The following is a 689-nucleotide window of genomic DNA, read 5'->3' as shown; positions in this document are numbered from 1 at the left end:
CGCTCGGCGGGCGCGGACTGGCGCGGCCCACCACCCGGCAGGCGTTCCAGGCGACGGCCGCGTGCGCCTTCGCGCTCGCCGCGGGGCAGGCGCTCTCCCACGAACGCTGGTACTGGGCGGTCGGCGCGGCCTGGTGGATCTTCGTGAACACCGCCTCCCGCGGTGAGACGCTGGTCCGGGGTTTCCGCCGGGTGCTCGGCACGGTGGTCGGCATCTCCGCGGGCCTGCTGGTGGCGCTGCCGGTCGACGGGGCCCCCGTGCCGACGGCGGTGATCGTCGCCGGGTGCGTGTTCGGGATCTTCTACACGGCGGCGGTCTCCTACAGCTGGATGATGTTCTTCGTCACCGTGATGGTCGGCCTGCTCTACGGCCTCTTCGGTGTGCTGCACGCCGGGCTGCTGGCGCTGCGACTGGAGGAGACCGCGGTGGGCGCGCTGGGCGCCGCGCTGGCGGTCACGCTGGTCCTGCCCCTCACCACCCACGCGACGACGCACGCCTGGATCGAGCGCTCACTGGTGTGCCTGCGGTACTGCACCGCGGACGCGGCCCGCCGCCTGGCCGGTGACACGGCCGCCGACCCGGCTCCCCGGGTCGCGGAGCTGGAGGTGCTGCTCGGCCGGGTGCGTACGGCTCTCGCCCCGCTGGTGCACCCGCTGAGTCCGCTGCGGGCCCGCAAGGCCAGGGCCCGC

General features: G+C 75.0%; 1 protein-coding gene. It reads left to right on the top strand.

The annotated features are described in order from the left end of the window. The coding region (locus ACYVE9_RS29640; RefSeq protein WP_461030954.1) for an FUSC family protein at positions 1-689 on the top strand (689 nt) is incomplete at both ends.

Source organism: Streptomyces sparsus, from assembly GCF_054776295.1.
Note: the sequence above shows the minus strand (reverse complement) of the source record. Positions and strands in the feature narration are given on the sequence as shown.